This is a genomic window from Sporichthya polymorpha DSM 43042, from assembly GCF_000384115.1.
In the GTDB taxonomy this organism is placed as follows: domain Bacteria; phylum Actinomycetota; class Actinomycetes; order Sporichthyales; family Sporichthyaceae; genus Sporichthya; species Sporichthya polymorpha.
The window spans coordinates 3,862,799-3,885,819 of the sequence record NZ_KB913029.1; the positions used below are offsets into that span (position 1 = coordinate 3,862,799).

Annotated in this window: 21 protein-coding genes and 1 pseudogene; 10 read left to right on the forward strand and 12 right to left on the reverse strand. The window is 72.4% G+C overall.

The window, feature by feature from the left end:
* Positions 1 to 34 precede the first annotated feature (34 nt).
* Genes SPOPO_RS0118700 through SPOPO_RS0118710 form a run of 3 tightly spaced genes read right to left on the reverse strand, consistent with a single transcriptional unit; the run spans position 35 to position 2,157 of the window.
* Positions 35 to 844 (reverse strand): family 1 encapsulin nanocompartment shell protein, encoded by an 810-nt coding sequence (locus SPOPO_RS0118700; RefSeq protein ID WP_019876522.1) that lies wholly within the window; start codon positions 842 to 844, stop codon positions 35 to 37.
* On the reverse strand, positions 841 to 1,449 hold the full coding sequence (locus SPOPO_RS0118705) for a hemerythrin domain-containing protein (protein WP_019876524.1): 609 nt from the start codon (positions 1,447 to 1,449) through the stop codon (positions 841 to 843). The genes SPOPO_RS0118700 and SPOPO_RS0118705 overlap by 4 nt, the downstream gene beginning before the upstream one ends.
* 30 nt (positions 1,450 to 1,479) lie before the next feature.
* Positions 1,480 to 2,157, reverse strand: a complete 678-nt coding sequence (locus tag SPOPO_RS0118710; RefSeq protein ID WP_019876526.1) for a VOC family protein — start codon at positions 2,155 to 2,157, stop codon at positions 1,480 to 1,482.
* 143 nt (positions 2,158 to 2,300) lie between these two features.
* Between SPOPO_RS0118710 and SPOPO_RS0118720 the strand changes: the two genes are divergently transcribed.
* Positions 2,301 to 3,140: a class II aldolase/adducin family protein gene (locus SPOPO_RS0118720; protein WP_019876528.1), complete on the forward strand. Its 840-nt coding sequence runs from the start codon at positions 2,301 to 2,303 to the stop codon at positions 3,138 to 3,140.
* Between the two features lie 35 nt (positions 3,141 to 3,175).
* On the opposite strand, the gene SPOPO_RS0118725 is transcribed toward SPOPO_RS0118720, so the two are convergent.
* From SPOPO_RS0118725 to SPOPO_RS0118735, 3 genes are read right to left on the reverse strand one after another with little or no spacing between them, the layout of a single operon-like run.
* Positions 3,176 to 6,268 carry a GAF domain-containing protein gene (locus tag SPOPO_RS0118725; protein ID WP_084671259.1) on the reverse strand — a complete coding sequence of 1,031 codons (3,093 nt, stop codon included), beginning with the start codon at positions 6,266 to 6,268 and terminating at the stop codon, positions 3,176 to 3,178.
* Positions 6,269 to 6,271: 3 nt separating this feature from the next.
* Positions 6,272 to 7,138: an Fpg/Nei family DNA glycosylase gene (locus tag SPOPO_RS0118730; protein WP_019876530.1), complete on the reverse strand. Its 867-nt coding sequence runs from the start codon at positions 7,136 to 7,138 to the stop codon at positions 6,272 to 6,274.
* A gap of 6 nt (positions 7,139 to 7,144) precedes the next feature.
* The gene (locus SPOPO_RS0118735) at positions 7,145 to 11,782 is read right to left on the reverse strand and encodes an ATP-dependent helicase (protein ID WP_019876531.1); all 4,638 of its coding nucleotides are present in this window, start codon (positions 11,780 to 11,782) and stop codon (positions 7,145 to 7,147) included.
* A 103-nt stretch (positions 11,783 to 11,885) separates the two neighbouring features.
* Between SPOPO_RS0118735 and SPOPO_RS0118740 the strand changes: the two genes are divergently transcribed.
* Positions 11,886 to 12,686: a class I SAM-dependent methyltransferase gene (locus tag SPOPO_RS0118740; RefSeq protein ID WP_019876532.1), complete on the forward strand. Its 801-nt coding sequence runs from the start codon at positions 11,886 to 11,888 to the stop codon at positions 12,684 to 12,686.
* Positions 12,687 to 12,746: 60 nt separating this feature from the next.
* Here SPOPO_RS0118740 and SPOPO_RS30470 read toward each other — a convergent pair.
* Positions 12,747 to 12,944 (reverse strand): annotated as a pseudogene (locus SPOPO_RS30470) (DinB family protein); the annotation flags it as partial.
* Positions 12,945 to 13,086: 142 nt separating this feature from the next.
* Between SPOPO_RS30470 and SPOPO_RS0118750 the strand changes: the two are divergent.
* From SPOPO_RS0118750 to SPOPO_RS30480, 8 genes are all read left to right on the forward strand, one after another.
* Positions 13,087 to 14,073: an ABC transporter ATP-binding protein gene (locus tag SPOPO_RS0118750; protein ID WP_019876534.1), complete on the forward strand. Its 987-nt coding sequence runs from the start codon at positions 13,087 to 13,089 to the stop codon at positions 14,071 to 14,073.
* Positions 14,073 to 14,858: an ABC transporter permease gene (locus tag SPOPO_RS0118755; protein ID WP_019876535.1), complete on the forward strand. Its 786-nt coding sequence runs from the start codon at positions 14,073 to 14,075 to the stop codon at positions 14,856 to 14,858. The genes SPOPO_RS0118750 and SPOPO_RS0118755 overlap by 1 nt, the downstream gene beginning before the upstream one ends.
* Positions 14,855 to 15,667, forward strand: a complete 813-nt coding sequence (locus tag SPOPO_RS0118760; protein WP_019876536.1) for an ABC transporter permease — start codon at positions 14,855 to 14,857, stop codon at positions 15,665 to 15,667. Before SPOPO_RS0118755 ends, SPOPO_RS0118760 begins: the two co-directional genes overlap by 4 nt.
* The gene (locus SPOPO_RS30475) at positions 15,664 to 16,233 is read left to right on the forward strand and encodes a TIGR03086 family metal-binding protein (protein WP_019876537.1); all 570 of its coding nucleotides are present in this window, start codon (positions 15,664 to 15,666) and stop codon (positions 16,231 to 16,233) included. The genes SPOPO_RS0118760 and SPOPO_RS30475 overlap by 4 nt, the downstream gene beginning before the upstream one ends.
* Positions 16,234 to 16,324: 91 nt before the next feature.
* Entirely contained in the window at positions 16,325 to 16,651 is a 327-nt protein-coding gene (locus tag SPOPO_RS0118770; RefSeq protein WP_019876538.1) for a hypothetical protein, read from the forward strand.
* A 97-nt stretch (positions 16,652 to 16,748) separates the two neighbouring features.
* Positions 16,749 to 16,943, forward strand: coding sequence for a DUF3046 domain-containing protein (locus SPOPO_RS0118775; RefSeq protein ID WP_019876539.1), 195 nt, complete (start codon positions 16,749 to 16,751; stop codon positions 16,941 to 16,943).
* A 238-nt stretch (positions 16,944 to 17,181) separates the two neighbouring features.
* Positions 17,182 to 18,222, forward strand: a complete 1,041-nt coding sequence (recA, locus tag SPOPO_RS0118780) for a recombinase RecA (protein WP_019876541.1) — start codon at positions 17,182 to 17,184, stop codon at positions 18,220 to 18,222.
* 20 nt (positions 18,223 to 18,242) lie between these two features.
* Complete coding sequence (locus tag SPOPO_RS30480) at positions 18,243 to 18,884, forward strand: regulatory protein RecX (protein WP_019876543.1); 642 nt, start codon at positions 18,243 to 18,245, stop codon at positions 18,882 to 18,884.
* A gap of 84 nt (positions 18,885 to 18,968) precedes the next feature.
* On the opposite strand, the gene SPOPO_RS0118790 is transcribed toward SPOPO_RS30480, so the two are convergent.
* From SPOPO_RS0118790 to SPOPO_RS35925, 5 genes are all read right to left on the reverse strand, one after another.
* A complete protein-coding gene (locus SPOPO_RS0118790; protein ID WP_019876544.1) occupies positions 18,969 to 19,874 on the reverse strand; it encodes an amino acid ABC transporter permease in 906 nt (301 codons plus the stop codon).
* Complete coding sequence (locus tag SPOPO_RS0118795; RefSeq protein WP_019876545.1) at positions 19,871 to 20,518, reverse strand: amino acid ABC transporter permease; 648 nt, start codon at positions 20,516 to 20,518, stop codon at positions 19,871 to 19,873. The genes SPOPO_RS0118790 and SPOPO_RS0118795 overlap by 4 nt, the downstream gene beginning before the upstream one ends.
* A gap of 32 nt (positions 20,519 to 20,550) precedes the next feature.
* Positions 20,551 to 21,429, reverse strand: coding sequence for a glutamate ABC transporter substrate-binding protein (locus SPOPO_RS0118800; RefSeq protein ID WP_019876546.1), 879 nt, complete (start codon positions 21,427 to 21,429; stop codon positions 20,551 to 20,553).
* 30 nt (positions 21,430 to 21,459) lie between these two features.
* Positions 21,460 to 22,209 carry an ATP-binding cassette domain-containing protein gene (locus tag SPOPO_RS0118805; protein ID WP_019876547.1) on the reverse strand — a complete coding sequence of 250 codons (750 nt, stop codon included), beginning with the start codon at positions 22,207 to 22,209 and terminating at the stop codon, positions 21,460 to 21,462.
* Between the two features lie 171 nt (positions 22,210 to 22,380).
* Positions 22,381 to 22,911 carry a hypothetical protein gene (locus SPOPO_RS35925; RefSeq protein WP_019876548.1) on the reverse strand — a complete coding sequence of 177 codons (531 nt, stop codon included), beginning with the start codon at positions 22,909 to 22,911 and terminating at the stop codon, positions 22,381 to 22,383.
* Positions 22,912 to 23,021 lie beyond the last annotated feature (110 nt).

Genomic DNA, 23,021 nt, shown 5'->3' on the forward strand with positions numbered 1-23,021 from the left:
GCTCAGAGGGTGTTCGTCCGCTCCTGGCCGGCGGTCAGCGCAGGGCGAGTGCCGCGTCGGGTTCGATGACGCGGAAGGAGAAGCTCTCCTCCAGGTAGAGCTCGACGGTCTCCGCGTCGTGCGTCCGGTACCCGATCGCGAGGTCCTGGCCGACGTCGAGGACGAAGTCACCGCCGCGGCGGGACAGCACCACGGCGCCCTCGACGCCGGGCGCCCAGATGACGTCCCCGCCGAGGATCTGGCGCAGGTGGTCGAGAAGCGGGTGTCCGCCCTGCTCGGTGGTCTCGACGATGCGCGTGTACCCGGCCGGCGCGATCGCCAGTGCGTACGGGCCCTCGATGCCCGCGCAGCGCAGGCGGTCGACCGCGACGGCGACGGTGTGCGGGAGGCTCATCGCGTCCTCGCCGAGCGGGAGCGGGTCGTGCGTGCTCGCCTCGGTGAGGCCGACGATCCCGGCGGTCGCCCACCCGTGCAGGACGGCGGTGTTCTCGCACTCCGCCGCCCGGGCGGCCGCGCGGGCCAGGTCGTCGAGGTCGAGGTCGACGGCGCCGCGGGCGGCGTCGGCGATCTCGGCGCGCTTCACGGTGAACGGGACCCGGAACTCGGTCACCGGCAGCACCATTCGCTGGTCGACCTCCTCGCCCCGCGCGGCGTCGCCGGCGGGCGCGAGCCGGCGTACGCGACCGAGATTGGTGGCCGAGTGGCCCCATCCCCTCGGGCCCTTCCAGTCGACCAGTCGCCGGGCCGCGAGCTTCGGCGTGAGGCGCTCCTTGGCCTCGTCGTCGATCAGCTTCCAGGCGGTGTCCGGGATCGGCGCGAGATTCCGGAGGAGATGGTCGGTCATCGAAGGCTGCCAATCCGCAGGGAGACGTCGGGCGGGCCGGGCAGGTGCTCGGCCACGTAGCGCTGGGGGTCCTGGTCGGAGGTGTCGAGGTCGTCGACCGTGTGGGTGGCTTTGAACTCGGCGAAGCGGCGGCCGAGGTCGGCGCGCTGCGCGCGGGTCGAGTTCCGGCGGAAGTCGGCGAGGGCCTCGTCCTCCTCCTCGCCCATGTGGTGGGTGTTGGCCGCCCGCGCGCGATTCACCGCGTCCCACCACTCGGTGCTGCCGACGCGGTACTGCGCGGCCTCGCGGACGGGATCGCGGATGTCGTTGTGGTCGCCGATCGCGTCGACGGTCTCGGGCACGCCCTCGTCGCCCTTGCGGAGCAGCGCGGGGTAGAAGATCTGCTCCTCCGCGACGGCGTGGACGTCGAGCAGGTCCGCGAGGGGCTGCCACACCTCGGCCAGGCGCTGCTCCAACCCGGCGGAATCGACGTCGGGACCCTGCAGGTCGTCGAGCGCCGCGAACGCGCGCCGGAACGTGTTGTGGTCGTCGAGGATCAGCGACGTGATGTCGACGCTGTCGGCGTCACCGCTGGGATGCTCGGTGTCGGGTGGGGAATCGCTCACGCATGCTCGGCTTACCCGGGCCGATGCCGGTCAACCCTGCGCGAACACGCAGAACTCGTTGCCGTCGGGGTCGGCGAGGACGTCCCAGCGGCGGCCCTCGCCCTTCGGCAGGACCAGCGTCGCGCCGACGGCGAGGAGCGCCCCGGTGTCGCCGACGACGTCCCAGTGCACGCGGTTCTTCACCGTCTTGGGCTCGGGGACGTCCACGAAGCAGAACCCCTCGCAGGGCAGGCCGGGGACGTCGCCGAGCCACGACCAGTCCTGGCCGTCCTCAGTCTGAGGTTCGACGCCGAAGACGTTCGCCCACCACCGCGTGATGGCCGCGGTCGGCGGGCCGGGCGTGGTGTCGACGCAGATCTCGTAGAGCCGGTACGCAGGCGGCTCCTCGCGGACGAAGGCGCAGAACTCCTGCCCCTCCGGGTCGAGCATCACGGTCCAGCGGAAGTCGGTGTCGTTGACGACCGTCGCGCCGCGGGCGACGAGTTCGGCGACGTCGCCGGTGTGCACGTCGAGGTGCACCCGGTTCTTCGCGGCCCGGCCCTCCGGGACCTGGTTGATCCAGACCGTGTGCGCCGGCGTGGGACCGCGCAGCACCGCGTCGGTCTCCTCCAGCTCCAGGTCGAGCCCGAGCGCGGCCGCGTAGAACGCGCCGAGGCGGTGCGCGTCGACCGCGTCGATGCAGAAGTCCTTCCACGTCGCGAGCGCCATGGTCGGACCGTACCCGGGGAAGCGTGCCCGGAACGCCGCCCCGAACGCCGCCCCGAACGCCGCCCCGAACGCCGACCGGGACGCACCGTGACGGCGCCGCGGAATCGGGGGAGGATGGGAGGCCTCTGCTGCGAGGAGGCACCGTGACGGCGACCGAGACCACGACCGAGCAGGTTCCGACCAACGCCGCGACCACCGACGTCCACGGCAATCCGCTCTCGGTCGCCCGGCCGCCGAGCTTCGCGACGCCGGCGGAGGAACGCGCCCACCGCAAGGCCAAGCTCGCGGCGGCGTTCCGGATGTTCTCCCGCGCCGGGCTCGACGAGGGCGTTGCCGGGCACATCACCGTGCGCGACCCCGAGGCCCCGGACACGTTCTGGGTGAACCCGTTCGGAACGCACTTCTCGCAGATCCGCAGCTCGGACCTCGTGCGGGTGAACGAGGACGGCCGCGTCGTCGAGGGCGGCCGGATGGTCAACGGCGCCGCGGTCGCGATCCACTGCGCCGTGCACGCGGCGCGGCCGGACGTCCTCGCGGCGGCGCACGCCCACGGTCCGGCGGGCAAGACGCTGTCGTCGCTGGAGATGTCGATCGAGATGCTGACGCAGGACGCCTGCGCGTTCCACGACGACATCGGCGTCTACGACGACTTCACCGGTGTCGTGCTCGACTCCGAGGAGGGACGCCGGATCGCCGCGGCGCTCGGGACTCGCAAGGCCGTGATCCTCCGCAACCACGGGATGCTGACCGTCGGGACCAGCGTCGACAGCGCCGCGTGGTGGTTCCTCACCCTCGAGCGCACCGCGCAGTGCCAGCTCAACGCCTACGCCGCGGCGGCCGGGCTCGGCCGTCCGCCCCGTCAGATCTCCCCGGAGGCGGCCAAGCAGACCTACGACGTCGTCGGCTACGAGTTCGCCGGCTGGTTCCAGTTCCAGCCGATCTGGGAACGCATCTCCCGCGAGCAGCCGGACATCTTCGACTGAGCAGAGAGCCTGACGGACTGTCAGGATTTCGGCCGTCAGGCTTCCGGTGACGCCGGCCCGAGGACGAGCACGGCGAGGTCGTCGCCGAGCTCGGTCGGGGCGAAGCCAGTGACGGCGTCGACGACCCCGGACGCGACGGCGTCGGCGTTTCCGGTCACCGTGCGCAGGACGGCGGCGAGGCCGTCGTCGCCGAAGAACTCGTTGCCGCGGCGCCGTTCGGTGGCGCCGTCGGTGAAGCAGATCAGCTTCTCGCCGGGGCGGAGCAGGACGCGGGTGTCGGTGAACGAGACGTCCTCGGTGGCGCCGACCACCGAGCCGGGTTCGCCCACGGGCCGCAGGTCGCCGGCGCCGTCGCGGAGCAGCGGCTCGGGGTGCCCGCCGAGGGTGAGGGTGACCGAGACCGTCCCGTCCGGGCGCGGGTGCACGACCGCCACGACCACGGTGCAGAAGCGGGGGTCGTCGCCGTCGGCGTCGCCGTGGCGGAGCAGCACCTCGTTCAGGTGGTTGAGGATCGCGGCCGGGCTGCGGAGGTTGACCGCCGCCGCGCGCGTGACGTGCCGGATCAGCAGCGCGGTGTTGGCCGCCTCGACCCCGCGGCCGCACACGTCGCCGAGCAGGACGAGGTGGCGGTTGCCGAACAGCGGGAAGACGTCGTAGAAGTCGCCGCCGACGTCGAGGCCGGCGCTGCCGGCCGAGTAACACGCGCCGAGGTCGAGGCCGGCGATGCGCGGCAGCTGGGGCGGGAGCAGGCTCGACTGCAGGGTGCGCAGGGCCGTGGTGCGCTGGTGGAACAGGCGGGCGTTGTCGATCGCGGCACCCGCGCGGGCGGCGAGTTCCTCGGCGAGGAGCAGACCCTCGTCGTCGAACTCGCGGCCGGCCCGCACCGCGAAGCCGAGCGCGCCGATCGTGCGGCCCCGCGCCACCAGCGGAACGACCGCACCGGCCGAGAGCTCGAGGGCCCGGAACCGGTCGGGGTGGTCGCCGCGGAAGCGTTGCCAGAGGTCGTCGGACACGGGGCGGAAGACCACGCGCTCGCCGGTGCGCAGAACGGCCCCGGTGCCGGTCTCGTCCTCCAGGGCGGGCGGGCGGGTCAACAGCGCCTCGCGCAGGGGCTCGAGGTGGTCGGCCTCGGACGTCGCGAGCCCGACGAGCGAGATGCGGCTGCCTTCGAGCAGGTGGAGGGTGAAGACGTCGGCCAGGCGCGGCACCGCGAGCTCGGCGACGCGCTTGAGCGTGGCCTGGTAGTCGAGCGAGGTGCCGAGCTCGGCGGAAGCCTCGGCGAGGAACGACAGCCGGGCGCGCGACCGTTCGGCGGCGGCGCGGGCGCGCTCGCGTTCCTCGTAGAGGTCGGCACGAGCGATCGCCGCGGCGCACTGGCTGGCGAGCGAGGAGAACAGGGCCTGGTCGTCGGTCGAGAAATCGCGGGTGTCGGTGAACCCGATGACGAGGGCCCCGAGCGGGATGCCGTCGATGACGAGCGGCAGCACGGCGAGCGAGCCGGCTCCGACCAGCGGGGCGTCGTCGAAGGCCGGGTACCGCGACTGCTGGTCGAGCTTGCCGCCGAGGTAGACCGGCCGCGCGGTGCGAACCGCCTGCGCGGCGGGCAGGTCGTCGTCGAGGGAGAAGCGCTCCCAGTAGTCCAGCACCTCGGTGCCGTAGCCGACGGCGCGGGCGATCCGCAGGTGGTCGCCGTCGATCATGCACAGCGACCCGGTCGAGGCGCCGAGCTCCTCGAGGGCCAGACCGAGGACGACGTCGGCGACGTCGTCGACGCCGACGGCCCGCGACAGTTCGGCGGTGATGCGTTGCAGGGTCGCGAGCCGGGCGCCCGCGGCGCGTTCGGCGGCGAGGAGGCGGCGCTGCTCGGTGACGTCGCCACAGACGCCGAGGAGGCGCTCGGGCCGACCGTCGGCGTCGCGGAGCAACTGACCGGTGGCGCTGACCCAGCGGTGCGTCCCGTCGGGGAGCACGATCCGGTAGGTGACCGCGTACTGATCGTCGCTCTCGCCGGCGAGGACGGCCTGGACGGCCGCGAGGACGAGGGGCTGGTCCTCGGGGTGCACGTCGGCCTGGAAGGCCTCGAACGTCCCGGCGAAGGCGCCCGGGGACAGGCCGTGGATTGCTTCCAGCGACGCGGACCACTCCAGGCGATCGGTCGGGATCTCCCAGTCCCACGTGCCGAGGTCGCCGGCGGCGAGTGCGAGCTGCAGGTGTTCCTGCTGCCGGGTCAGATCTCTCTCGGCCGCGCGCCGCTCGAGCGCCAGGGCGACGTGCGAGGCGAGGACCTCCGCGACCGCGAGCTCGGCCGAGTCGAACTCGTGCGCGTTGCGGTAGTAGAGCATGAACTTGCCGACCACCCGGTCGCGGTGGACCAGCGGGACGAACGCAAGTGCCCGGATGCCCTCGGCGTCGAACACCGGACGGTAGGCGTCCCAGGCGCGGTCGGCCACGACGTCGGGCACCAGGATCGGCCGGGCGTCGACGTCCTCGGGACCCCACGGGCTGTGGCCCTCGACGGCCTGCCGGTACTGGGCCGAAAGCCCGCGCCAGGCCTTGAAGCGGCAGACGCCGTCGTCGTCGAAGAGCAGCAGCGAGGCGCGGTCGACGCCGAGCAGCTCGACGATGGTCGCCACGGCCTCGTCGTAGAACGCCGGCGGGCCGTCGGCCTGCTGGAGCGCGAGCGCGAGGCGGTGCGCCGCGCGCAGCGGGCCGAGGGATCCCTCGGCGGAGCCGGGGCCCGGCACCCGCGGCGGCGCGGACCAGGGCAGGTCGACCTCGATCCGTGTGCCCGACCCGTTCGAGTGGATCCGGACGTCCTGGGCGAGGGAGTTCACGATGAACATCCCGCGCCCGCCCTCGGCGAGGGGATCGGCGGGCAGGGTCGGCACCGCGACGAACCCGGCGCCGGAGTCGGCGATCGTCAGCGTCGGGTGCGCCGGCTGCCAGTCGAGCTCGATGACGGCCGGCCCGGGGGCGTGGGCGACGACGTTGCCGACGAGCTCGGAGAGGATGAGTTGGGCGGCGTCGAGATCGTCGTCCTCACCGTCGGCACGACGCAAAAGGTCACATAACGCCCGTTGGGCGGCTCGGACCTGGTGAGGGTCCGCTGTGTCGACCACCCACCGCATGCCTCAGGGTCTCAAGGAAGGCCCGTGATCGCCAGTGACGCTCCGGGAAGGTTCGGCGACTTTCTGTGGCTGACAACGTGGGCACCAGTACGCCTTGCGCTCCTGACCGCGGGGGCCGAACGCCTCCTCGCGGATCCGCGTGCCGCACCGCCGGCACGGCTGACGGGCCCGCTCGAACACCCAGGCGGTGCGGCCGCGGCGCAGGTCGCCGGTCGTGGACTGGTCCGGCCGGTCCTTGTTGGCTTCGAGCAGTCGCCGCGCGCGCTCGACGACGGCGCGGAGGTCGGGGACCGCGGCGACCGGGGTGCGGGGGTGGATGCCCGACAGGAACAGCGTCTCGGCGCGATAGAGCGTGCCGATCCCGGCGAGGTTGCGTTGGTCCAGCAGGGCCTCGCCGATCGTGCGTTCGGGCGCACTACCCAAACGGCGTAACGCTTCGTCGAGGTCCCAGTCGGGTCCGAGCAGGTCGGGCCCGAGATGCCCGACGACCGTGTGCTCCTGGGCGGTCGGGATCAGTTCGACGACCGGCAGCCGGTACCCGACGGCCTCCCAGTCCGGCGTCGTCAGCACGACGCGGACCTGGAAGTCGGGCCCGCCCTTGCGCGTCGCACCCGGGCGGTAGAGGTGCCAGGTCCCGTCCATCTTGAAGTGGGTGTGCAGGGTCAGCGGTTCGCCGTCGGCGTCGCGGTCGGCGGGGGAGAAGCGCAGCAGCTGGTGCTTGCCGCGGGGGACGACCTCGAGGACGGTCGCGCCGGACAGGTCCGCGGTGGCGAGCTGGGGGACGCGGAAGTCGCTCGCGGTGACCGGCTGCCCGGCGAGCGCCTGGTGAAGGCGCTTGCAGGCGAGGAAGACGGTGTCGCCCTCGGGCACGCGCGCCTACCCGCGCAGCCGCAGCCCGCGCGGGGTCGCGGAGAACCCGGCGGCGGAGAGGGCGGAACCGAGCGGGGAGTTCAGCACCGAGGCGCCGTCGGCCCGCTCGACGGTGAGCTTGCCGAGTGCGCCCTCCCGCACAGCGAGTGCGAGGGCGTCGACGGCGGGCTGCAGCTTCTCGGCCGCGCCGTCGTAGGAGCCGTCGGCCTCCGGGGAGATCCACGACAGCAACGACTTCCCGCCGCGCTCGACGTAGAGGACGAGCTCCCCGTCGACGAGGACGACGAGCGCTCCCGCCTTGCGGCCGGGCTTGTGACCGGAGGCCACCTCCCCGTGCGCGGTGGCGGTCGGACGTTCCGGCCACGGCAGTGCGGCGCCGTACGGGTTGGCGGGGTCCGTCGCCGCGAGGACGAGGGCCTGGCCGCGGCGCTTGGCGTCCTCGCGCGGGGTGGCCCGGAGGCGGTCGACGGCGCCGGTCATCGCGAACTGCGCGGCGCCGAGGCCCTCTACGAAGTAGCCGCGACGGCAGCGGCCGGCCTCCTCGAACGCGGCGAGCACGCGGTAGGTCGCGGCGAACCCGCCGGGCGTCCGCTCGGCGACCACCGCGCCGCGGGTGAGAACGCCGTGGCGGTCGAGCAGGGCGTCGGCGGCGGCCTGCGCGCGGCGGGTCGGGTCCGGCTCGCGGTTGGGCAGCAGCGACCACCGGCCGGCGACGGTCGGGGGACCGGTGCGCGTCGGCATCGCCGGCTTGCCGAGTGCCGCGCGGCCGGGCCGTCCATAACGGGCCCGCGGGGTCGGGGCCTTGCGGGCGCGGTGCGCGCCGCGGCCGCCGATCAGCGTCCGCAGCGGGGCGAGGGTGTCGTTGGTGAGCCGGCCGGACCAGACCAGGTCCCAGATCGCGGCGACCAGCGCGCCATCGTCGACGAGCCCTGTGTCGGTGGAGCCGACCCGATCGGAGAGCTGACGGAAGAACAGGGCGTGGCCGTCGTCGAGGGCGTCGAGGACGGCGCGGTGGAGTTCGCCTCCCTCGGTCTCCGGGTCGAGCTCGGGCAGCAGCAGCTCGGCGGTGTCGGCGAGGTGCAGGGAGACCCAGCCGTCGTCGCCGGGCAGCGACCCGTGGCCGGCCCAGAGGACCTCGCCGGCGGCGGTGAGTTCGTCGAGCATCGCGGGGGAGTAGCCGACGACCCGGGCGGGCAGGATCAACCGCTCGAGCGCCGAGGCCGGCACCGCGGCGCCCTGGAGCTGCTCGACGACGCGCAGCACGCCGTCGACCCCGCGAAGGGAGTCGGCGCCGACGTGCTGCCAGGCGGGGAGGAACCGCGCGAGCGCGGTGTGCTCGACGGGCTCGATCTCCTGCCGCAGCCGGGCGATCGAGAGCCGGCGCAGGCGGCGCAGCACCTCGGCGTCGCACCACTCGGTGCCGCTGCCGCCGGGGCGGAACTCGCCCTCGACGACGCGGCCGGTCGCGGCGAGCCGGGCGAGGGCACCGCGGGCCACGGCGCTGCCGAGGCCGAAGCGGGCGGCGACGTCCGCCACCGGGAACGGGCCGTGGGTGCGGGCGAAGCGGGCGACCAGGTCGCCGAGCGGGTCGCGGACGGGCTCGGTGAACGCCTCGGGCACGCCGACGGGCAGCGGGGCGCCGAGGGCGTCGCGCAGGCGGCCGGCGTCCTCGATCGCGGCCCACTGCTCGGCGCCGGCGATCCGGACCCGGATGGCGCGCCGGGCTTCTTCGAGCGCGGCGAGCCAGCGGGGGACCTCGGCCTCGTTGCCGTCGACCACGCGCGCGATCACCTCGGCGGTCGTCAGCGGGCCGAGCAGGCGCAACAGGTCGGCGATGCCCTCGAGGTCCTTGACCTTGCGCTCCGCGGTGAGGCGCTGCAGTTCGATCTCGACGGTCTCGACCGCGCCGACGTCGAGCAGTTCGCGCAGGTCGGCCTGGCCGAGGAGTTCGGCGAGCAGCGCGGAGTCGAGTGCGAGGGCGGCCGCGCGGCGCTCGGCGAGCGGGGAGTCGCCCTCGTAGAGGAACGCGGCGACGTAGCCGAAGAGGAGCGACCGAGCGAACGGGGAGGGTGACGAGGTCTCGACCTCGACGACGCGCACCTTGCGGTTCTCGATGTCGGTCATCAGCTCGACGAGGCCGGGGACGTCGAAGACGTCCTGCAGGCACTCGCGCATCGTCTCGAGCAGGATAGGAAATGACGCGTACTCAGATGCAACCGACAGCAGCTGGGCCGATCGCTGCCGCTGCTGCCACAGGGGCGACCGCTTGCCGGGGTCGCGGCGCGGGAGCAGCAGGGCGCGGGCGGCGCACTCGCGGAAGCGGGAGGCGAACAGTGCGGAGCCGCCGACCTCGGCCGTCACCAGCGCGTCGACCTCGGCGGAGTCGAGGACCACCGACGGGCTCTGGCCGTGCGGGAGGTCGAGGTCGTCGAGCTCGATGTCCGGCAGGCGCAGGACGATGCCGTCGTCGGCGTGCATCGCCTGGACGTCGACCCCGAAGCGCTCGCGCAGCCGACCGGCGATCGCCAGCGCCCAGGGCGCATGGACCTGCGCGCCGAAGGGAGAGTGCACGCAGAGGCGCCAGTCGCCGAGCTCGTCGCGGAAGCGCTCGACGACGATCGTGCGGTCGTCGGGGACGTGCGTGGTCGCCTCCCGCTGTTCGGCGAGGTAGACGAGCAGGTTGTCCGTCGCCCAGTCGTCGAGGCCGCAGCGCGCCAGGCGTTCGCGAGCGGCGGCGTCGTCGAGGCGCGCGAGCTCGCGGAGGAAGCCGCCGAGGGCACGGCCGAGCTCGAGGGGGCGGCCGATCGAGTCGCCCTTCCAGAACGGGAGCCGGCCGGGCTGGCCCGGGGCGGGCGAAACCAGGACCCGGTCGTGGGTGATGTCCTCGATCCGCCAGCTGGAGGAGCCGAGCGTGAAGACGTCACCGACGCGGGACTCGTAGACCATCTCCTCGTCGAGCTCCCCGACCCGGGAGGCCTTCTCCCCGACGAGGAACACCCCGAACAGGCCACGGTCGGGGATGGTGCCGCCGCTGGTGACCGCGAGCCGCTGCGCGCCGGGGCGGCCGGTCAGGGTGCCCGTGACCCGGTCCCAGACCAGCCGCGGTCGTAGCTCGGCGAACTCGTCGGAGGGGTAGCGGCCGGAGAGCATGTCGAGGACCGCGTCGAACGAGGATTGCGGGAGCGAGGCGAACGGGGCGGCGCGGCGCACGAGAGCGAGCAGCTCGTCGGCGGACCACTCGTCCAGCGCGACCATCGAGACGACGTGCTGGGCGAGGACGTCGAGCGGGTTGCGCGGGATCCGGATGGCCTCGATCTGAGCCGCCATCATGCGCTCGGCGACGACGGCGGTCTGGACGAGATCGCCCCGGTGCTTGGGGAAGACGACGCCGCGGGAGACGGCGCCGACCTGGTGGCCGGCGCGACCGATGCGCTGCAGACCGCTCGCGACCGAGGGCGGGGACTCGACCTGGACGACGAGGTCGACCGCGCCCATGTCGATGCCGAGCTCCAGGCTCGAGGTCGCGACGACCGCCTTGAGGCGGCCGGTCTTCAGCTCGTCCTCGATGATCGCCCGCTGCTCCTTGGACACCGAGCCGTGGTGGGCGCGGGCCAGGATCTCGGGAGCGCCGCGGGAGACCCCGCTCTGCGCCATCAGCTGGGCGGGGGGCTTCGTCTCACCCGGGGGTGGCAGCGTCTCGCCGGTCTCGCGTTCGAGCGCGGCCTCGTTCAGACGCTGCGTCAGACGTTCGGCCAGCCGCCGGGAGTTGGAGAAGACGATCGTCGAGCGGTGGGCCTCGATCAGGTCGGTGATGCGCTCCTCGACGTGGGGCCAGATCGACGTCCGCGGCTCGGCGCCCGCGGCGGAGCCCTCGAACTCCGCGGTGGGGACGCCGAGTTCGCGCATGTCCTCGACCGGGACGACGACCGAGATGTCGAACTGCTTGTCGGCCGGGGGTTTGACGACGACGGTCTCGGCGGCGCCGCCGAGGAAGCGCGCGACCTCCTCGACCGGTCGCACGGTGGCGGACAGGCCGATCCGCTGGGCGGGCTTCTCCAGCAGGGCGTCGAGGCGTTCGAGGGAGAGGGCGAGGTGGGCTCCGCGCTTGGTGGCGGCGACCGCGTGGACCTCGTCGACGATGACGGTCTCGACGCCGGCGAGGGACTCCCGGGCGCGCGAGGTGAGGATCAGGAAGAGCGACTCGGGCGTGGTGATGAGGATGTCCGGCGGCCGGGTGGCGAACCTGCGGCGCTCGTCGGCGGGGGTGTCGCCGGTGCGCATGCCGACCTCGACCGTCGGCTCCGGGAGCCCGAGGCGGTGCGCGGCCTGCCGGATGCCGGCCAGCGGCGCGCGCAGGTTGCGCTCGACATCGACAGCGAGCGCCTTGAGCGGCGAGACGTAGAGGACGCGGCAGCGTCGTTCCCGCTCGGCGGGGGGCGGGGTGGACGTCAGGCGGTCCAGGGCGGAGAGGAACGCGGCGAGCGTCTTGCCGGACCCGGTCGGGGCGACGACCAGGGCGTGCCGGCCGGACGTGATCGCCTCCCACGCGCCGATCTGGGCGGCCGTGGGCGCCTCGAAGGCACCGGAGAACCACGCCGCGGTCGCCGGCGCGAATCCGGCCAACGGGTCGGAGGTGGGGGGCACCGCTCCATCCTGCCCCGCGGCACCGACACTAGGCCTGGTCCGGCTGCGGTCCGCCCCCTGGGGTCTTAGAATGTAAGACAACAATCTCAGAAAGTGAGACGCGATGACCTACACGCACGGCCACCACGAGTCGGTGCTGCGCTCCCACCGCTGGCGGACCGCGGGGAACTCGGCCGCGTACCTGCTGCCGTATCTGGAACCGGGGCAGCTCCTCCTCGACGTGGGCTGCGGTCCGGGGACGCTGACGCTCGACCTCGGCGAGCGGGTCGGGTCGGTCACCGCGTTGGAGCGGACCCCCGAGGCGCTTGACCTGTGCCGGGCGGAGGCGGAGCGCCGCGGGTTCCCCAGCGCCGAGGTGGCCGTCGAGTTCGCCGTCGGGGACGCTCACGCGCTGCCGTTCGCGGAGGACAGCTTCGACGTCGTCCACGCCCACCAGGTGCTGCAGCACGTCGCCGACCCCGTCGCGGCCCTGCGGGAGATGCGGCGGGTGACCCGGCCGGGCGGGATCGTCGCCGTGCGCGACAGCGACTACCCGGCGTTCGCGTGGTACCCGAAACCGCCGGCGCTCGACGACTGGATGGCGCTGTACCTGCGCTGCGCGGTCGCGAACGGCGGGGAGCCCGAGGCCGGCCGGCGCCTGCTCTCCTGGGCCCGGACGGCCGGGTTCGCCGACATCACCCCGACCGCGAGCGTCTGGTGCTTCGCGACCCCCGACGACCGCGCCTGGTGGGGCGGCATGTGGGCCGACCGGATCCTCTCCTCGGCAATGGCGACCCAGGCGCTGGACTCCGGCTACGCGACCGAGCGGGACCTGCAGTCGATCTCCGCCGGGTGGACCGAGTGGGCCGCCGCCGGTGACGGCTGGCTCTCCATCACCCACGGCGAGATCGTCGCGCGCGCCTGACCAGCGCTCCGGTGGAGATGACATCTCCATGGAGACGACATCTCCAGTGGTGGGCGGGGATCAGAAGCCGAGGCGGATGTGGAGGTCGCGGAGGAGGGCGATCTCGGCACCGTGGTGGATCGCCTCGCGGTTGATGTGGAGGACCAGGGCGGCGCACGGGAAGTCCTCGTACCCGGGTTCGCCGCAGGGGGCGGCGAGTTGCTCGGTGGACCACGTGCGCACGCCGGCGACCCAGGCGGCGTAAGTCTCGTCGAGCTGGGCGTTCCAGTGCCACTCGAGCTGCTCACGCAGCTGCTCGTTCCACTCCATGCGCCGGTCTTACCCCCGGCGGGCGGCCGGTCATGCGGCGGACGGCGGAACAGAGGAGCAGGGTCTCGGCGGCCGCGGGTAGCGTGCCCCGGTGAGCGGGACCAGGGACGAGCGGGCGGCGGTCGCTGTCGACGCGCAGCCCGGGGCGCTGGTGTTCGCCCGCGGCCTGGTCAAGGCGTTCGGCGAGGGGGAGAAGCGCCGGGTCGCCGTGGCGGGGATCGACGTCGAGGTCCGGGCGGGCGAGGCGTTCGGCTTCCTCGGGCCGAACGGGGCCGGCAAGAGCTCGACGATGCGGATGATCGGGTGCACGTCGCCCGCGACCGCGGGGCTGCTCCGGGTGCTCGGGCGGGACCCGGCGGTCGAGGGGTCCGCGATCCGGGCCGGGCTGGGCGTCGTCCCGCAGGAGGACAGCCTCGACGGCGAGCTGACCGTCCGGGACAACCTCGTCATCTACGGCCGGTACTTCGGGCTGCCGTGGAAGGAGTGCCGCTCGCGGGCCGACGAGCTGCTGGAGTTCGTCCAGCTCGCCGACCGGGCCGACTCGCGCGTCGACACCCTCTCGGGCGGCATGAAGCGGCGCCTGACGATCGCGCGGGCGCTGGTGAACCGACCCCGGCTGCTGCTGCTCGACGAGCCGACGACCGGGCTCGACCCGCAGGCGCGGCACGTCGTGTGGGAGCGGCTCTTCCAGCTCAAACGCTCGGGTGTGACGTTGATTCTGACGACCCATTACATGGATGAGGCCGAGCAACTGTGTGACCGGCTCGTCGTGATGGACGGCGGCCGGATCGCGGCCGAGGGATCCCCGCGGGAGCTGATCGCGACGCACTCGACGCGGGAGGTCGTCGAAGCCCGGCCGGCCGACGGCGAGACCGCCCGCCCCGCGGAGGTGCTGGCACCGCTGGCGCAGCGGATCGAAGTCCTCCCGGACCGCGTGCTGCTCTACACCGACGACGGGGACGCGACCGCCGCGGCCGTGACGCACCATCACGAGCTCAACCTCGCCTCTGTCCTCGTGCGGCGCTCCTCGCTGGAGGACGTGTTCCTCCGTCTCACCGGCCGGACGCTGGTGGACTGATGCGCACGCTGCTCGGGCCGGCCGTCCCGGCCATGGAGTACTGGCTGCTGCGCAACCGGCGGCACTGGCGCACCCAGCTCACCGCGATGACCGTGACGCCGTTGCTGTACCTCACCGCGCTGGGATTCGGCGTCGGGACGCTGGTCGACGACAACGTCGGGGCCGGCGGTGTGCAGGGCGTCGAGTACCTGGTGTTCCTGGCGCCGGGCATCCTCGCCGTGACCGCGATGCAGCAGGGGTTCGAGGAGAGTTCCTGGCCCGTCATCGGTGCGCTGCGGTGGTGGGGGACCTACCCCGCGCAGCAGGTCACGCGCCTGCGCGTGCGCGATCTGCTGACGGGGCACCTGCTGTTCGTCGCGTTGAAGCTGACCGCGTCCGTGTGCGTCTTCACCGCGGTGGCGGCGTCGTTCGGTGCGTTCTCCTCGCCGTGGGTCCTCGCGGCGGTGCCGGCGGCGGTGCTCTGCGGGCTGGCGCACGCGGCGCCGGTCGCAGCGTTCGCGATCACGCGGCGGACCGAGATGAGCGTCGCCGCGTTCTACCGCTTCGTGGTGCTGCCGACGTCGCTGTTCTCCGGGGCGTTCTTCCCGGTATCGCAGTTGCCGGTGGGCGTGGAGCAGTTGGCGTACCTCACGCCGCTCTGGCACGGGGTCGACCTGTGCCGTGACCTGGCGCTCGAGCAGGGGTCGTTCGCCGGGGGTCTCGGGCACGTCGCCTACCTGCTCGCGTGGACGATCGGCGGCTTCGTCGTCGCCGTCCGGATGTACGGGCGGAGGTTGGCGCCGTGACCACGGTGGGGCGGGTGCTGCCGCCGCTTCCGCGCGTCGGCCGGCCGGCGCTGGGGGCGGGTCGGCACGTCGTCGAGCGGAACGCGCTGTTCTTCCGCGGCCACGTGCTCGTGATCCTCGGGGGGTTCTTCGAGGCGCTGTTCTACCTGCTCTCGATCGGTGTCGGGATCGCCGATCTCGTCGGCGACGTCGAGGGTCCCGGCGGCCGGACGCTGGAGTACACCGAATTCGTGGCGCCGGCCATGCTCGCGGCGTCGGCGATGAACGGCGCGGTCATGGAGAGCTTCAACATCATGGCCAAGCTGCACCTGTCGAAGGCCTACGAGGCGGTGCTCGCGACCCCGATCACCATTCGGGACATCGCGATCGGCGAGATCACCTGGACGCTGATGCGCGGCGGCGCCTACTCGGCGGCGTTCCTCGCGGTGATGGCCGCGCTGGGGCTGTGCTCGTCGTGGTGGGCGGTCCTCGCGCTCCCGGCGGCGCTGCTGGTCGGGTTCACCTTCGCGGCCCTCGGCCTGGCGGCGGTGTCGCTGATCCGCGGATGGCAGGACTTCGAGTGGGTGATGACCGGCGTCCTGCCCATGTTCCTGTTCTCGGCGACCTTCGCCCCGCTGTCGACCTACCCGGACCCGGTCGCCTGGCTCGCCCGCGTGCTGCCGCTGTACCACGGCGTCGCGCTGCTGCGGGGGCTCACCACGGGTGCCGTCGACGCCTCGCTGCTGCTGCACCTGCTGTACCTGATTGCGCTCGGCGCGGGAGCCTGTTGGCTCGCGATCCGGCGGCTGGAGGCGAAGCTGATCACATGAACGTGTTGGGGGCCCTGAGCGCCGCGGACCGCGGCTTCGACCGGCGGCTGCGGGAGGTCGGGGAGTCCGACTGGCACCGGCCCACCCCGTGCACCGACTGGGACACCTACCGCCTGGTGAACCACGTGGTCATCGGCGGCGGTCGGTACGGCCGCCTCGTCCGCGGCGGCACACGGGAGGACTTCCTTGCCGAGCGGCAGATCGACGCCCTCGTCACCGGCGCGCTGCCGGCCTGGGAGGAGAACCGGTCGCTGTGCGCCGCGGCGTTCGCCGAGCCCGGGGCGCTGGAGCGGATCGTCCCGTTCTCGACCGGCGACATCCCAGGGCGGATCCTGCTGCAGATCCGGGTCGTCGAGGTCGTCGTCCACACCTGGGACCTGGCCCGCGCGCTCGGGCTCGACGAGTCCTGCGAGCCGGACCTGGCGGCGTTCGCGCTGCGCGTCTGGCCGGAGAACGCCCTGCCGCTCGGGTTCGGGGGAGTCCCGTTCTTCGACCCGCCGGCCCCCGGCGACGCGCCGGGCTCGGACCTGGAGACGTTGCTCCGGCTGGCCGGTCGGACGCCCTGACGGGTCCCGCGCCCCCCGCGGAGGCACGGGCACCCCGGAGTGCTGGGTACGATGGGCCGCCACATCCCGATCTTTTCCGCAGGAGAGCCACGTGTCCGGCAAGCAGTCAAAGACCTCACGCGCGTCAGTCCGCGCCGGTGCCGGCGCCGCTTCCGGCGCAGTCAACGTCCTCGGCGAGGTCAAGTACGTGATCCCGCTGAACCAGGGCAAGAACGCGTACATCCGCAACATCACCACCGGGCGCACCCCGAACGTGCGGACGAACTCCGACGCGTTCGTCGAGGAGATCCGCACCCTCGCCGCCGCCGGCCACGGAGCCAAGATCAAGGCCGAGCTCGAGGCCCTCGCGACCGAGTTCCCCGGCCAGGGCTGGGACGCCGCCCTGCAGCGACTCGTCGACGCCGAGGCGCTCAGCTAGTTCTCGCTGCTCCCGAACCGCCCCGCGCCGCCCGGCGTGGGGCGGTTCGTCGTTCCCGGGCCCGGCGCGTGCGCCCCGACCGGGCACACTGGCCCGCATGCGGCTGTCGGACTTCTGGGACCGGATGCGGACCGAACTCGGGGCCGGGTACGCGGAGTCCTACGCCCGAGACACGGTGATCGCCGGCCTCGGTGGCCGGACCGTGATGGAGGCCCTCGACGCCGGCGAGGACACCAAGACCGTCTGGCGGGCCGTCTGCGCCGCGCTGGAGCTCCCGCCGTCGCGGCGCTGAGCGGCTCTCGCTGACTGCTGACCCTTCCGGCGCGGTGGGGGTGTCACCCCCGGTGTGACGGGTGGGACGAAAATTTGTTCGAACCGTCGGCGTGGCGCGTTTCGTCGAACGGGTGTTCGAGCTAGCGTTTTCCACACGCCGCGGCATCCACAGATCCGAGCACGGCGGGGCCGGTTGTCGGACCCGCATGGAAATGTCGCCGCCGACGAGATCCGACGACCCGAGGTGGGGGCAAGACATGGCTCAGGCACCAGACCGCGACAAGGCACTCGACAACGCCCTGTCGCAGATCGAGCGGCAGTTCGGCAAGGGCTCGGTGATGCGGCTCGGTGACGACACGCGCGCACCGGTCGACGTCATCCCCACCGGCTCGGTCGCCCTCGACGTGGCCCTCGGCATCGGCGGTCTGCCCCGCGGGCGCGTCGTCGAGGTCTACGGCCCCGAGTCCTCCGGCAAGACGACCGTGGCCCTCCACGCGGTCGCCAACGCCCAGCGGAACGGCGGTGTCGCGGCCTTCATCGACGCCGAGCACGCGCTCGACCCGGAGTACGCCCGCAAGCTCGGCGTCGACACCGACGCGCTGCTGGTCTCCCAGCCGGACACCGGCGAGCAGGCGCTGGAGATCGCGGACATGCTGATCCGCTCCGGCGCGCTCGACATCATCGTCATCGACTCGGTCGCGGCCCTCGTGCCCCGCGCCGAGATCGAGGGCGAGATGGGCGACAGCCACGTCGGTCTCCAGGCCCGCCTGATGAGCCAGGCCCTCCGCAAGATCACCGGTGCGCTGAACTCCTCGAAGACGACCGCGATCTTCATCAACCAGCTCCGCGAGAAGATCGGCGTGATGTTCGGGTCACCGGAGACCACGACCGGTGGCCGGGCGCTGAAGTTCTACGCGTCGGTGCGGCTGGACGTCCGCCGGATCGAGACGCTCAAGGACGGGACGGAGCCGGTCGGCAACCGGACCCGCGTCAAGGTCGTGAAGAACAAGATGGCCGCGCCGTTCAAGCAGGCCGAGTTCGACATCCTCTACGGGCAGGGCATCAGCCGCGAGGGTGGCCTGATCGACATGGGCGTGGAGCACGGCTTCGTCCGCAAGTCGGGCGCTTGGTACACCTACGAGGGTGACCAGCTCGGCCAGGGCAAGGAGAACGCCCGCAACTTCTTGAAGGACAACCCCGATCTCGCGAACGAGATCGAGAAGAAGATCAAGGAGAAGCTCGGCATCGGCGCGCAGCTCGACAAGCCCGTCGACGAGGACACCCCGACCGACTTCTGAGCGGTCCGGGGAGAACAACGATGGCGGCGCGTTCACGGCGATCCCGCAGCCGGCGGGAATTCGACCCGGACGCGCCACCGTCGTCCGTCGGGGCCCCCGGCGGTTCGCGTGGTGAGCCGCTTGGCCGCCGCGAGAAGCGAGAGAAGCCGCCCGCGGAACCGGTCGAGCCCTCGGCGCTCGCGCGGGAGATCTGCCTGCGGCAGCTCTCGCGCGGGCCACGGACGGCTGCGCAGCTCGCAGCCGCGATGGCCCGCAAGGGCATCGAGGAGGACGTCGCGAACGAGGTCCTCGAACGATTCACCGACGTCGGCCTGATCGACGATCAGGCCTTCGCCGAGGCGTGGGTGGAGAGTCGGCACACCGGCCGCGGCCTCGCCCGTCGCGCACTCGCCCACGAGCTGCGGACCCGCGGGGTGGACGCGGCTGTGGTGGCCGTCGCCGTCGCGGAGCTCGACCCCGAGCGCGAGCTCGAGACCGCGCGCACTCTCGCGACCAAGCGCCTCGCCGCGACCCGTGGTCTCGACACCCAGGTCCGGTTCCGCCGCGTCGCCGCCCTGCTCGCGCGCAAGGGTTACTCCGAGGCCGTCGCCTACCGCGTCATCCGCGAGGCGCTGGAGGCCGAGGGTGAGGACGAGGAGTTTCTCCCCGAAAGCGCACTCTGACACCCGCGAAGGTAATAAGCGCGTGCCATGCTGCACTTTCGGGAGGGTGGCCGGGTGCTGTGCTGCACTTTCGGGTGGGACGGGTCAGGTGGCGTCGGTGACGGCGGCGGCCTGGGTGACGGCGGCGCGGCTGTAGCGCCGGGCCTGGCGGCGCTCGAGCCACCGGGCGAAGGCGTCGACCGCCATGTTCAGCGCGACGTAGATGATCGTGATGACGATGACCGTCGGGATGATGTTGTACCGGGTGTCGTAGATGTTCCGGCCGACCCGGACCAGCTCGGGGTAGGCGATGATGAATCCGAGCGAGGTGTCCTTGAGGGCGACGACGGCCTGGCTGACGATCGAGGGCAGCATGATCCTCGTCGCCTGCGGCAGCAGGACCTGCCGCATGATCTGACGCTCGGTCAGGCCCACGGCCGCGGCGGCCTCGCGCTGCCCCTTCGGCACGGCGAGGATGCCCGCGCGGAACACCTCGGCGAGAACAGCGCCGTTGTAGAGCGTCAGCGCGATCACGAGCGGGGCGAGCGTCCCGAGCTGGTCGGTGCCGAGGATGGCGGCGAGGCGTTCGGGGAGGGCGTCGGAGAGGTCGTCGCCGACCGGCTCGAAGTCGCCGGAGAAGGCGATGAACAGGAACAGGATGAGGATGACGACCGGCGTCGCGCGGAAGAACTCGACGAACGCGACGCAGGGCCAGCGCAGCCAGCGCCGGGTCGACAGTCGTCCGGCGGCGAGCAGGATGCCGAGGAGCAGCGCGAGGACGATCGCGAACAGCGCGGCGCGGATCGTCGCGCCCAGGCCGCGGGCGATGGCCTTCTGGATGCCGCGGTCGGTGAAGGGGTCCCAGAGGGTGGAGTCGAACTGCTCGCGCTGGTCAAGGCGCCAGATCACCCAGCCGACGAGCGCGGCGAAGACAGCGATGGCGAGGGCACCGAAGATCCGCGCCCGGCGGCGCGCCCGCGGGCCGGGGACGTCGAACAGGACCAGGCTCATCGGAGCACCGCCACTCGGCGCTCGAACCAGGCGGCGAACGCGGTGATGACGAAGACGATGACCATGTAGCCGCCGGCGATGCCGAAGAAGATCCAGTACAGCGAGTCGGCGTGGTCGCGGAGCAGGCCCGACATCACGTACGAGGCCTCGGTGACCCCGAACGCCTCCGCGACCGCGGTGTTGCGGACGAGCGCGATGAGGATGTTCGTGATCGGCGGGATCGCGCTGCGGGTGGCCTGCGGCAGCACGATCAGCGTCAGGTTCTGGCGGAACGTCATGCCCAGGGCGCGGGCCGCCTCGGCCTGGCCGGCGCTGACGGCGTTGATGCCCGACCGGATCGCCTCGCAGATGAAGGCCGAGGTGTAGGCGGTCAGGGCGAGTACCGCGAAGGTGAAGAACGAGAACTGGATGCCGACCGTCGGGAACCCGAAGACGAAGATGATGAAGATCAGCACCAGGGGGGTGTTGCGGGCGACGTGGACGTAGGCGGTCGCCGCGCCCCGCAGCACCGGGACCGGGCTGACCCGCATCGAGGCGAGCACGGTCCCGAGGACCAGCGAGGCAACGCCGGAGAGCACGAAGAGCTGGATGGTCTGCCAGAAGCCTTCGAGGATCTCTCCGGCGTTGTCCGCCAGAACGTTCACGTCAGGTCAGTCCGTCCGCAGGTGACGGGCGGTCAGCACTTGTCGTCGAGCTGGGGGACCGGCGGCGCGGAGACCCCGGACTTGCCGAGGGTGTCGGCGAAGGCCTGCGCCCAGCTGCCGTCGTCGAAGGCGGCCTGCAGGGCGTCGATGAGGAACTCGCACATCTGCGTGTCGCCGAACGCGAACCCGATGCCGTAGCGCTCCTGGCTGAACGGGTCGCCCACGACCTTGAGCTTGTCGGGCTGCTTGGCGACGTAACCGAGCAGGATCGCGCCGTCGGTCGTGACCGCGTCCACGCTCTTGTTGATCAGCTGCTGCACGCACTCGGTGTAGGTGGCGAACGGTGCCGGCGCGGCGCCGTACTTCTCCTCGACGGTCTTGATCGACGTCGATCCGCTCACCGAACAGACCTTCTTGCCCGTCAGGTCGTCGGGGCCGTTGATCGAGCTGTCGTCGGAGCGGACCAGCAGCTGCTGACCCGTCTCGTAGTACGGCCCGGCCTGGCTGACGACCTTCCGGCGCTCGTCGGTGATCGAGTACGAGGCGATGACGAGATCGACCGTGCGCGCCTTGATGAACGGCTCGCGGTTGGCCGAGACCGTCTCCTTGAACTCGATGTCGTCCTCGTCGATCCCAAGGGCCTCGGCGATGATCTTGGCGATCTCGATGTCGAAACCGGCGATCTCGCCCGTCGCGGGGTCCTTCTCGCCGACGCCCGGCTGGTCGAACTTCACGCCGACCACGAGCTTGTCGGCGCCCTGCAGGCGGGCGAGCGTGCCGGTGACCGCGGAGGCCGACGCGCTCGCGTCGCCGCTCGGCGAGTTGCCCTGCGAGGCGCTGTCGTCGTCGTCATCGCCTCCGCAGGCCGTCAGCGACAGCGCCAGCGCGAGGGCGGCGGCGGAGGTGGTCAAGCGGCGCAATCTCATGGGCGGTTCGCCTCTCTAATGGGAAAGGATCTTTCCGAGGAAGTCGCGGGCACGGTCGCTGCGCGGGTTCGCGAAGAACTCCGCCGGTGCCGCCTGCTCGACGATCTGGCCGTGGTCCATGAAGACCACGCGGTTGGCCGAGGCCTTGGCGAAGCCCATCTCGTGCGTGACCACGATCATCGTCATGCCGCTGGCGGCGAGCTCGCGCATGACGTCGAGGACCTCGGAGATCATCTCCGGGTCCAGTGCGGAGGTCGGCTCGTCGAAGAGCATGACCTTGGGGTCCATCGCCAGCGCGCGGGCGATCGCGACCCGCTGCTGCTGCCCGCCGGAGAGCTGGGCCGGCATCTTGTTCGCCTGGTCCGCGACGCCCACCCGTTCGAGCAGCGCGCGAGCCTTCGTCTCCGCCGCGGCCTTGGGCATCCGGCGGACCTGGATCGGGCCGAGCGTCACGTTGTCCAGCACGGACTTGTGCGCGAAGAGGTTGAACGACTGGAACACCATTCCGACGTCGGCACGGAGCCGGGCCAGCTCCTTGCCCTCCGCGGGGAGCGGGACGCCGTCGACCCGGATCGTGCCCGAGTCGATGGGTTCCAGCCGGTTGATCGCGCGGCACAGCGTCGACTTGCCCGAGCCCGACGGCCCGATGACGACAACCACCTCGCCCCGCGCGACGCTGAGATCGATGTCCCGCAGGACGTGCAGGGTCCCGAAGTGCTTGTTGACCTGCAGCATCTCCACCAGGGGTGGAGCCGTGTCGATCATTCTCGAGAACCTAGCGAACTCAGGCCCCTCGCGCCCGTCGCCGCCCCGGCCCCGGCGCTACTTCAGCTTCACCAGCTGAACCCGCGCTTCACGGGCCGGGCCGCCCGGTGAAGCAGGGGCTCAGCCGGTGAAGTGCGCGGGGGAACTGGTGAAGGCGAGGCGAGGGACGGGTCAGCGGCGCCGGGCGGGACGGAGGGCCGGCCAGTCGAGGGTGAAGGTGCCGCCGGTGGGGAGGGCGGCCCAGCGGCGCTGAAGATCGCGGAGATCGGCGAGGGCGGTCTCGGTGGCGGCCGCGGCGGCGTCGCCGGACGGCGGGGGCAGGGAGCTGATCGCCCAGGTCGAGGTCAGGTCGCGGACCAGGTTCGGCTGCTCGCCCGCGAGGGCATTCAGGACGGTGCCGAGGACCCGCTCGGCAAGTCCCAGCTCCGCGCTGTGCTCCTTGACCAGTGCGGCGGAGCGAGCCCGGTGGTCGTGCTTGGTCCGGCCGGCGACGATCTCGACCGTCGCGAACACCGCGCCCTCGAAGACGCAGCCCCAGAACCCGTGACGGAGCCGGAACGCCCGCTCGATCAGCAGGTGCGACGCGTCGTGGGGGACCAGCCCCGTCCGGTCGTAGGAGTTGACCCGCACCCGGACCCCGTCGGGCCGGGTGAACTCGGCGACGGTTCCGGAGTCCGCCCGTCGCGTGAACTCCACCTCCACCCGAGCAGTGTTGCCGCTCCGGTCGGGCTCTGTCGCCGCAGTTTCCGCCCGCGCGCCGGAGAGTCGGGTGTGCGCCCGGTGCGCCGGCTGCGTCTTCACCGGCTGAGCCC